Annotated in this window: 8 protein-coding genes; 6 read left to right on the top strand and 2 right to left on the bottom strand. The window is 63.7% G+C overall.

The annotated features are described in order from the left end of the window. On the top strand, positions 1-663 hold a 663-nt coding region (locus OXH56_02320; protein MCY3554136.1), incomplete at its 5' end, for an ABC transporter permease. Positions 664-774: 111 nt separating this feature from the next. On the opposite strand, the gene OXH56_02315 is transcribed toward OXH56_02320, so the two are convergent. Further along, positions 775-1,398, bottom strand: a complete 624-nt coding sequence (locus tag OXH56_02315) for a DsbA family protein (GenBank protein ID MCY3554135.1) — start codon at positions 1,396-1,398, stop codon at positions 775-777. 124 nt (positions 1,399-1,522) lie between these two features. On the opposite strand from OXH56_02315, the gene OXH56_02310 reads away from it, so the two are divergent. Further along, a complete protein-coding gene (locus tag OXH56_02310; protein ID MCY3554134.1) occupies positions 1,523-2,611 on the top strand; it encodes a DUF2961 domain-containing protein in 1,089 nt (362 codons plus the stop codon). A 56-nt stretch (positions 2,612-2,667) separates the two neighbouring features. After that, a complete protein-coding gene (locus tag OXH56_02305) occupies positions 2,668-3,921 on the top strand; it encodes an MFS transporter (protein ID MCY3554133.1) in 1,254 nt (417 codons plus the stop codon). Positions 3,922-4,034: 113 nt separating this feature from the next. On the opposite strand, the gene OXH56_02300 is transcribed toward OXH56_02305, so the two are convergent. Then, positions 4,035-5,201 (bottom strand): alpha-hydroxy acid oxidase, encoded by a 1,167-nt coding sequence (locus tag OXH56_02300; protein MCY3554132.1) that lies wholly within the window; start codon positions 5,199-5,201, stop codon positions 4,035-4,037. Between the two features lie 144 nt (positions 5,202-5,345). Here OXH56_02300 and OXH56_02295 point away from each other — a divergent pair, with 144 nt between their 5' ends. From OXH56_02295 to OXH56_02285, 3 genes are read left to right on the top strand one after another with little or no spacing between them, the layout of a single operon-like run. Further along, the gene (locus tag OXH56_02295; protein ID MCY3554131.1) at positions 5,346-7,439 is read left to right on the top strand and encodes a M3 family metallopeptidase; all 2,094 of its coding nucleotides are present in this window, start codon (positions 5,346-5,348) and stop codon (positions 7,437-7,439) included. Next, positions 7,432-8,508, top strand: a complete 1,077-nt coding sequence (locus tag OXH56_02290; GenBank protein ID MCY3554130.1) for a Gfo/Idh/MocA family oxidoreductase — start codon at positions 7,432-7,434, stop codon at positions 8,506-8,508. Before OXH56_02295 ends, OXH56_02290 begins: the two co-directional genes overlap by 8 nt. Next, on the top strand, positions 8,502-9,359 hold the full coding sequence (locus OXH56_02285) for a methyltransferase domain-containing protein (protein MCY3554129.1): 858 nt from the start codon (positions 8,502-8,504) through the stop codon (positions 9,357-9,359). The genes OXH56_02290 and OXH56_02285 overlap by 7 nt, the downstream gene beginning before the upstream one ends. The last annotated feature ends 2 nt before the right edge of the window (positions 9,360-9,361 follow it).

Raw genomic sequence — 9,361 nt, 5'->3', positions numbered from 1 at the left:
GTGCTCGACGCCCTCCTGGCGAGGTTTCCGGTAACCCTCTCCCTGGCCCTGACGGCCGTATGCCTGTGGATGTTGATCAGCGTACCGCTGGGCATCCTCACGGCAAAGTATCGCGGCCGGGCCATCGACCGGACGGTGCTCATCGTATCCCTGGTAGCCATTTCCCTGCCCGTCTTCTGGCTGGCCCGCATGCTGCAGTACTACCTGGCCTACCGGACCGGCCTGTTTCCTGTGGGCGGATGGGCGGGCTGGACCCACATCATCCTGCCGGCGGCGACCCTCGCCCTGGTGATTACGGGTTATTACGCCCGGCTGGTGCACACGAACATGGTGGAAGTGCTGAACGCCGATTACGTGCGCGTTGCCCGCGCCAAGGGGATCCCCGAGTACGTCGTCCTGTTCAAGCACGGGCTGCGGAACGCCGTCATCCCCGTCATCACCGTCCTCGGCCTCGACATGGCGGCGCTCATGGGCGGCGTGGTGTTTACCGAAAACGTTTTCGCCCTGCCCGGCCTGGGCGTCCTGGCCCTGCAGTCGGTCTTCAATCTTGACGTGCCCATGATCATGGGCGTCGTGCTCTTCTCGGCCGCGATGGTGGTCTGCGCCAACATCGTGGTGGATTTCGTGTATATGTGGATCGATCCCAGGGTCGAGGGGATGTAGCGTCCGGCTGACCGGCATCGGCCAGACGTCGGCCCGGCAGCGGCAGGCGGCGACCCGCGAAGAGGGCTTGCGTCACGAGCCGCAGCCGGAACGCTGCCCGACGTCCCGCATTCAGGAAAGCAGCGCCGAGGTCAGCAAGTCCACCACCAGGTCTTCTTCTTCGTACCCGTAGGCCAGCCAGAACTGGTTGTCGTCATGTTCCAGGATCATCGTGGGGAACTTGTCGGCGTGCAGAGACCGGCGAAGTGTGAAGTCCTCGTGGAGTAGCTCGTCGGTACGGACCGAGACGAGGTCTTTTGAAAAGCGCTGCGTATCCAGGTTCAATTCACCGGCAAGCTGCACGAGGGTTTCCGCGTCCGAAGGATTCCGCGCTTCGAGGTAGTAGGCCCGCTGGATGGCGTGAAACATCGCACCGGTCCCGTCCGGCCGCTGCATCCCGGCGGCGATGACCGCCCGGCAGGCCGGGTAGGTCGATCTCCTGGGCTCACAGTCCTTCCAGAAATCCCAGTTGAATTCCGCGCCCGTCCGTTCGGCGACCAGCCGCCACTGGGACTGCACGTAGGAACGGGTGTCCTCCGGCATGGGAGCTGCAGAGTCCCGGGCAAGGCCGCCCATGACGTAGCGGATAGGGGTTTCTTCCGGGAGCACGCCGGAGACCGCCTCCAGCACCGGACTGAATCCCCAGCACCAGGAACACATGGGATCGGCGATGTAGTAGAGTACGTCGCGTTGCAAAATCTACCGTCGCTTCCGTCGGTTGTGAACAACCAAAAAGACCTGTGCGAGCGCCATCGCGGAACGTATTATAGTGAACCCAAGTTCACCTTATCAAGAGAAGATCACACGAGGAGATGCGCATATGTTCAACGGACTGGGCATGGACATGGGAAACTTGCCGCGCCTGTCGCGCGCCAAGACGCGGTCCATCTCGCCGGAAAACACGGACGGCGGTAAGGGCCGGGGCGGCATGGCCACGGAGGGCACAGGCGCCCATAACGCACGGCACCTGGGGCAGGGCTGGAAGATCTCCCCTTCCTTCGACATCGAAGCGGGGGAAACGCTGACGATGGCCGATATCGAAGGTTCCGGGGCCATTCAGCATATCTGGCTGACGCCCACCGGCCACTGGCGCTTCGCCATCCTGCGCATTTACTGGGATAACGAGGAACATCCCTCCGTGGAGTGCCCCATGGGCGATTTCTTCGCGTGCGGGTGGAGTGAATACGCCCACGTGTCCTCGCTGGCCGTGTGCGTAAACCCGGCCAGCGCGTTCAACTGCTACTGGGAGATGCCCTTTCGCAAGCGTTGCCGCATAACGCTGGAGAACATCGCCGACGAGAAGATGCGCGTATACTACCAGATCGACTACACGCTGACCGAGGTCCCCGACGACATCGGCTATTTCCACGCGAGCTTCCGGCGGACGAACCCCGTTCCGTACAAAGAGGTGTTCACCATACTGGACGGCGTACAGGGGCACGGCCATTACGTCGGCACCTACATGGCGTGGGGGTCCAACAGCAACGGATGGTGGGGCGAGGGGGAGATCAAGTTCTACATCGACGGGGACGACGAGTTTCCGACGATTTGCGGGACGGGCGTCGAGGACTACTTCTGCGGTTCGTACAACTTCGACATCGACGGCAAGTACGTCGAGTACACCACCCCGTACGCGGGCATGCCCCAGGTCATCCGCCCCGACGGCATGTACAAGTCCCAGCAGCGGTTCGGCATGTACCGGTGGCACGTGTCGGATCCGGTGCGGTTCGAGGAGGACCTGAAGGTAACCATCCAGGCGCTGGGCTGGCGGCAACTGCTCGGTTTTGCGGAGGGTGGCCCCTACCAGGCGCTCCAGGACGATGTCGCATCGGTGGCCTTCTGGTACCAGACCCTGCCGAGCGCGCCCTTCCCCGCGCTGCCGGACCGTGATCAGCTGGAAGTCATCTGATCGGGAGAGGAGTTACCAGCGGCAGAACGGCATGAATACCGGGCCGCGGGAGCACAATGGAACCGGAACAGCTTCAGTCGGTCCGCAGCCGGATCACCCACACCCTCTTCGTCACCCAGGCCCTTTTCGGCGCCACCCAGGTCGCGGCCTTCACCGTCGTGCCCATCCTGGCGGCGCAGTTGTCCGACAGCGAGCGCATGACGGGCGTGCCCATGACCATCGCCTTTCTCGCGCGCTCGATCAGTGCTTTCCCCTTCGGCTGGATCATGGACCGCCTGGGCCGCCGGGCCGGGCTTACGGCCGGATACCTGTCGTCCCTGATCGCCGCCGCGGCCAGTTTCCTCAGCGTGGCCGTCCATTCATTCGCGGGATTCTGCGTCGCGTCTTTTTTTGCGGGCATGGCGCGAAGTTCCAGTGAGCAGGCGCGGTTCATCGGCGCGGAAATCTATCCCGAGTCCGAACGGGCACGCATCATCGGCCGAATCGTATCCGCCGGCACCATCAGCGCCATCGGCGGCGCCATGATGGTGGCGCCCGCGGGGATCTGGATCGCACAGTACGGTTATCCGCCCATGTCGGGACCCTTTGTCGTCGGCGTGGGCCTGAGCCTGGCGGCGGTCCTGCTTACCCTCTTCCTGGTCCGCCCCGACCCGCTCGACCTCGCACGGCGCATCAAACCTTCCGCCGAATCGGAAATCGACGAGACGACTACGCGCCCCGTGCGGGAGATCCTCCGCAACGTGCACGTCCGGTACGGGATCGCAGCCATGGTGATCGGCCAGTTCGTCATGACGCTGCTCATGGTGATCACGCCCCTGCACATGAGCCACCACGACCATGGCACGTGGCTGATCTCGTGGGTCATCATGGCCCACGCCATCGGCATGTTCGGCGTTTCTGGCATCACCGGACGGCTGATCATGCGGTGGGGGCAGCATGCCATCGTGAAGTGGGGCGTGCTCATCCTCGTCGTATCCTGCGTGATCACCCCGGTTTCGCCCCGGTTCATCCCCCTGACGATCGCTCTCTTCCTTCTCGGCCTGGGGTGGAACTTCTGCTTCATCGCCGGCTCTTCCCTGCTCTCCAACGCGCTTGCGCCCCTGGAACGGGGCCGCGTGCAGGGCGTTAACGAGATGTTCATCGCGCTGTCGGCGAGTTCCGCCAGCCTTGTGACAGGAATCCTCTTCGAATCGGGCGGCATGCTGCTGCTGGCGGTGATCGGAACGGTTTTCTCGGTCGGCCTGGGATTCTGCAGCCTGGTATATACAAAGAGAGTCGGGCGGGGGACCCTGGCGGAAGCGGCGGGGTGATTGTGGTGAGTTGAGCAGGAGGCGGCCGGCTGAGCGCGGTGAACGAGACGGACGCGGCGGGGTGAATGAAGCAGCCCTGTACAGGCGGCGGCCAGTTGAGTGGGGCAGACTTGCTAGGCGGACTCCGGGCGGACCGGAGTGGGGATCTCGTCCACCGAGGCGCATCCCAGGTTGACCATGTTGACTTCGAGGTCGGCCTTCAGGATCTCGAAGGCGTGATCGCCGCCCGTCTTGCCGAATGCGCCCACGCCGTACATGAAGGCCCTGCCGAGCAGCACGAAATCAGCTCCTAATGCGAGCGCCCGGATGATGTCCAGCCCGGTGCGCACCCCGCTGTCGAAGAGGATGCGGGCCCGACCGTTGACCTGGCGGACGATAGGCGGAAGCGCGTCGATGGCGGCGAGCGTGCCGTCAAACTGCCGGGCACCGTGGTTCGAGACCTGGATGCCGTCCACGCCGGCCTCTATCGCCCGTTCCGCGTCGTCGGGGTGAAGGATGCCCTTCACGATCACCGGTCCGTCCCACAGATCACGGACTTCGCGAACATAGTCCCAGTCCAGCGTGCCGCCCAGTTCCTGGCCGACGTAACTCGCCACCTCGCCCATCTGCTTCGAATCGGCATACTTTTCGATGGCCCTGAGCCTGGGCAGCCCGGCGAGCAAGGTCTGGATCGTCCAGGTGGGATGCACCAGCGCTTCGTACACGAATCCGGCCGTGATCCGCGGCGGCGTCTCCAGGCCCGCGCGGCTGGTCCGTTCCCTGCGGCTGCCCATGGGCACGTCAGCCGTCACCACGAGCGTATGGAAGCCGGCATCCATGGCGCGCTTAAGCAGATCGTCGCGGATTTCCCGGCGCCGGGGCGGATAGAGTTGGAACCAGCCCATGTCGTCCACGATGGGTCCGACCGTCTCGGGCGCTTGCGTGGCCACCGTGCTCAGGCAGTAAGGGAAGCGATATTTCGCGGCCGAGGCCGCCAGGATAAACTCCGCCCGGGGCCACATGAGCCCGGTGAGCCCCACGGGCGCCATGCCGAAGGGTACGCTGTAGGTCCGTCCGAACAGGGTCGTGGTCAGATCGGGTTTGAGGTCGCCCTTCATGAAAACCGGCGCGAGCGTGACCTCCGCCATACGTTCCAGGTTCCTCGCCACGGCCCGTTCGTCGCCCGTGCCGCAGTCGAGGTACTCCCAGGCGATGTGCGGTAGCCTCTTGCGCGTCAGCCGCCGCAGGTCACTCACCGCGGGATAGCGTTGCAGCCGCCGTCTGAATCGCTTTTCCGTCATCCTTTTCGTTCCGGTTCCACTGGAAATGATCGGTTGATTTAGACCGTGGTACTTCGTAATTTGCTACGGTTCCCGCGCCGCTGTTTCCGGCGTGGATCGTACCCCAAGATAAACGCACGCTACAAAAAGGCAAGGCGATCGAAAATGGAAAACAATCCGCTGCTGAACTGGGACGATCTTCCCGCCTTCGACCGGATCGAGACCCATCATATCGAACCCGGAATCCGCGCCCTGCTCGAGAGCTGCGAACAGGCCGTAACCCGGCTCGAGGAGACCACGCCGCGCACCTGGCGCGATTTGATGGATCCACTTGAAAGCATCGAAGACGACCTCGGCCGTATCTGGGGCATCGTGTCCCACCTGCACGGGGTGAAGAACTCGCCCGAGTTGCGGGAAGTGTACGACCCCTTGCTCGCCGATGTGGTCAAGTTCGGCAACCGGCTCGGGCAGAGCAAGCCCCTTTTCCAGGCCTATTGCGCCTTGCGAGACAGCGAGGAAGCGAGGGATTTCGAACCTGCCCAGCAGCGGATCCTGGAGTCGGCCATACGCGAGGCCGAGTTGAACGGGGTGGGCCTGGATGACGCGGACCGGGAGCGTTACAACGAGATCAGCCAGCGGCTGGCGGAGCTGAGCACGAAGTTTTCCAACAACGTCCTCGACGCCACCAAGGCGTTCAAAATCAAGCTTACGGAGGCCGAAGAGACCGAGGGCCTTCCCGATACCCTGCTTGAACTGGCCGCGGATACGGCCCGGCAGGAGGGCCACGAGGAGGCCACGGCATCGGACGGACCCTGGGTCCTCACGCTGGACTACCCCAGTTTCATGCCGTTCATGCAGCACAGCAAGCGCCGGGACCTGCGCGAGCGCATGTACCGCGCCTTCATATCCAAGGCGTCGGACGGCCAGTGGGACAACAGAGACGTTGCCAGGGAGATCATCGCCCTGCGGATCGACAAGTGCAGACTGCTCGGGTTCGACACCTTCGCAGCGTTGAGCCTCAGCCGTAAAATGGCGCCCGATGCGGGTTCGGTGCGGCGTCTGCTCGACGAATTGCGCGCCGCGGGCCGTGGCGCCGCCGAGCAAGACATGGAAGCGTTGAAGGCGCTGGCCGGCGTGGATGGTGTGGATGGTGTGGATGGCGACGACGAACTCAGGCACTGGGACGTCCCGTACTGGGCGGAACGGCTTCGCGAGGCACGCTACGATCTGAAGGACGAGGAACTAAGACCCTATTTCCCGCTGCCCCGCGTGCTGAACGGATTGTTCGAACTAACGGAGCGCCTCTTCGGCGTGCGCCTGGAGGAGGCGGCCGGCGAGGCGCCGGTCTGGCACGAGGACGTCCAGTACTTCCGGGTGTTCGACGACCGGGGCGAGCCCATGGCGGCCTTCTACCTGGATCCCTACAGCCGTCCCGCGGAGAAGCAGGGCGGCGCGTGGATGGATACGCTGGTGGGCAGAAGCGCGGTCATGGCTTCCGCGGGACAGTCCGCCCGCCTGCCCGTGGCCTACATGATCTGCAATCAGGGTAAACCGGTCGGCGGCAAGCCCTCGCTCATGACGTTCCGCGAAGTGGAAACGCTGTTCCACGAATTCGGCCACGCGCTACAGCACATGCTGACCACTATCGACTACGGCATGGCGTCCGGCATATCCAACGTGGAATGGGACGCGGTGGAGATCGCCAGCCAGTTCATGGAAAACTGGTGTTACGACCGGGGAACACTGAAGGGCCTGGCCCGCCACTACGAGACGGACGAACCGCTTCCTGACGAGATCATCGACCGCCTGCTCGGTGCCAGGACCTTCCGGGAAGGCAGCAACACGCTCAGGCAGGTCAACTTCGGCCTGCTCGACATGGAACTGCACGAGCATTTCGATCCAGCGGGCACGGAGACGATCCTGGACGTGCAGCGCCGAATCGACGGGGAGACGCTGATCCTGCCGTCGCTGGAGGAAGACCGGTTCTTCTGCTCGTTCTCCCACATTTTTGCGGGAGGTTACGCCGCGGGGTACTACAGCTACAAGTGGTCGGAAGTGCTCAGCGCGGACGCGTTCTCCGCCTTCGAGGAAGCGGGGCTCGAGAACGAAGCGGAGATGCGGAGTCTGGGCCGGCGGTTCCGCGATACCATCCTGGCCCTGGGTGGCAGCCGGCATCCCATGGACGTCTTCCGGGATTTCCGCGGAAGGGAACCGACCACGGAGGCATTACTCCGGCAGGGCGGTCTGCTCCATGAATGACATCGTTCGCATCGGCATGATCGGCGCCGGGCACATTGCCCATGCCCATGCGGAGGCGTGGCGGAAAGAAACCACGCTGACCGCGGTTGCAAGCCGCCGTATCGAAAGCGCCCGGTCCCTGGCGGAACAGTATGACATTCCCCACGTTTGCCGGGACGCGAACGAGCTGCTTAATCGAGACGACATCGACGCCGTCGGTATCGCCACGCCCCATCACCTGCACCATCCCATTGCCCTTGCAGCCCTGGCGGCCGGGAAATCCGTGTTCTGCGAGAAGCCCCTTGCACTGAACGGGTCGCAGGCCCGGGAGATGTGGTCCGATGCCCGGCACCGGAAAGTCAAAACGGGCGTGCAATCGGGCATCCGTCTTTTTCCGGCGCTCCGGCTCCTGGCCCGCCTGTTGCGGGAAGGCCGGGCCGGAAAGATCCATACTTTTGATGCCCACTGGTCCTTCGACTGGGCCAGGGATCCCCGCTTTCCGCTGACCTGGCGGTTCAAGCGGACCGAAGCCGGAACCGGCGCCCTGGGCGATCTCGGGGTATACATGATTGACGCGGCCCGCTGGCTGGTCGGCGAGATCTCGCAGGTAAATGCGGAGCTGGCCGTGTACATTCCGCGGCGTCCGTTACTGACGTCGGGCGGACACTTCGGCGAACTGCGCCGGCTGCATCGAGCGGAGAGACTGGATATTCCCAAGGAGACCGGACCGGTGGAAAACGATGACGTCTGCCAGGTGCTGCTGCGGTTTGAAAACGGCGCCCGCGGGTCGATCAGGGCCAGCAGGCTCCACCAGGAACATTCCATCCGGGTAGATTGCGAGCGGACTTCCTATCGCTGGCAGATGACGGGCGACCAGCGCCTCATGGAACGGTCCACGGAGGCGGAATACACGCCCGTCGAGATGCCGGAACCGCCCGGTGACGGCACCATCGTTACGTCATTCCTTAACAATATCCGGCAGGACGAGGACGAACCGCCCACGTTCCGGGACGGCCTGGCGGCCCAGCTCGTTATCGATGCGGCGGTCGAGTCGAACGATACGGGCCGGTGGGTCGATGTCGAATGCTGAAGCAGGACAGCGGAAAGGACACGGATAGCACGAAGGGGGCGGACACCAGGAAGGCGGCGGACCAGGCGCGGATACGCGCGCGTATGCCATCCGGTACGGAAGAGATCCTGAATGAACGAACGCTTTCTTCCTCGCACCGGCGGCTTGACGAGCTGCTCCGACCCGGGATGCGTGTGCTGGACGTCGGGTGCGGAACCGGGGCGATCACAAGAGGGATCTACGAAAAAAACCCTTCCGGCATTACCGTAGGGCTCGATATTGATGTAGACCTGATCCAGCAGGCCGTCAACGCAAGCCCTCGCGGCCCCGGTTTCGTCGCAGCAGACATACACCATATGCCGTTCAGTCGTGCGTTTGACCTCGCCAGCGCAGCCCGGGTGATCCAGTGGCTCTCCTCTCCCAGGCGGGCGATCGAATGCTGCATCAGCGCCATCACGCCGGGCGGCCGGTTTCTTGTGCTGGACTATAATCACGAGAAGATCGTATGGGATCCGCGTCCGCCTGCGAGTATGCAGGCGTTTTACGAAGTGTTCCTGGCATGGCGTTCCGACGCCGGCATGGACAACGCGATTGCCGACTATATCGCGCCTGCATTTGACCGGCTGGGACTCGTTGATATCCGGGTAACCGCGCAGCACGAACACGCCGACAGCCTCGACGGCGACAGAAAATCCCGGTTGGGCATCTGGTCGGCGGTCGCTGCGACCCGTGGTATTCAAATGGTTCAGGACGGGTACCTTACCGAATCGCAGCGAGCGGCCGCGGAAGCCGACTACCGGGAATGGATAGATTCCACCGCCGTTTCACAAACCCTCTACCTGCTGGCCGTCGAGGGCCGGGTACAGGGGTGAGC

This window comes from Gemmatimonadota bacterium, assembly GCA_026702745.1.
Lineage (GTDB): Bacteria > JAAXHH01 > JAAXHH01 > JAAXHH01 > JAAXHH01 > JAAXHH01.
The sequence above is the reverse complement of the archived record's forward strand: the minus strand, read 5'-3'. Positions and strand labels throughout refer to the sequence as shown.

What these genes read in the sequence shown, in the direction of transcription:
- OXH56_02310 (MCY3554134.1), top strand. Translation starts at nt 1,523, where the DNA reads ATGTTCAACGGACTGGGCATGGACATGGGAAACTTGCCGCGCCTGTCG.
- OXH56_02305 (MCY3554133.1), top strand. Translation starts at nt 2,668, where the DNA reads ATGGAACCGGAACAGCTTCAGTCGGTCCGCAGCCGGATCACCCACACC.
- OXH56_02300 (MCY3554132.1), bottom strand. Translation starts at nt 5,201, where the DNA reads ATGACGGAAAAGCGATTCAGACGGCGGCTGCAACGCTATCCCGCGGTG.
- OXH56_02295 (MCY3554131.1), top strand. Translation starts at nt 5,346, where the DNA reads ATGGAAAACAATCCGCTGCTGAACTGGGACGATCTTCCCGCCTTCGAC.
- OXH56_02290 (MCY3554130.1), top strand. Translation starts at nt 7,432, where the DNA reads ATGAATGACATCGTTCGCATCGGCATGATCGGCGCCGGGCACATTGCC.
- OXH56_02285 (MCY3554129.1), top strand. Translation starts at nt 8,502, where the DNA reads ATGCTGAAGCAGGACAGCGGAAAGGACACGGATAGCACGAAGGGGGCG.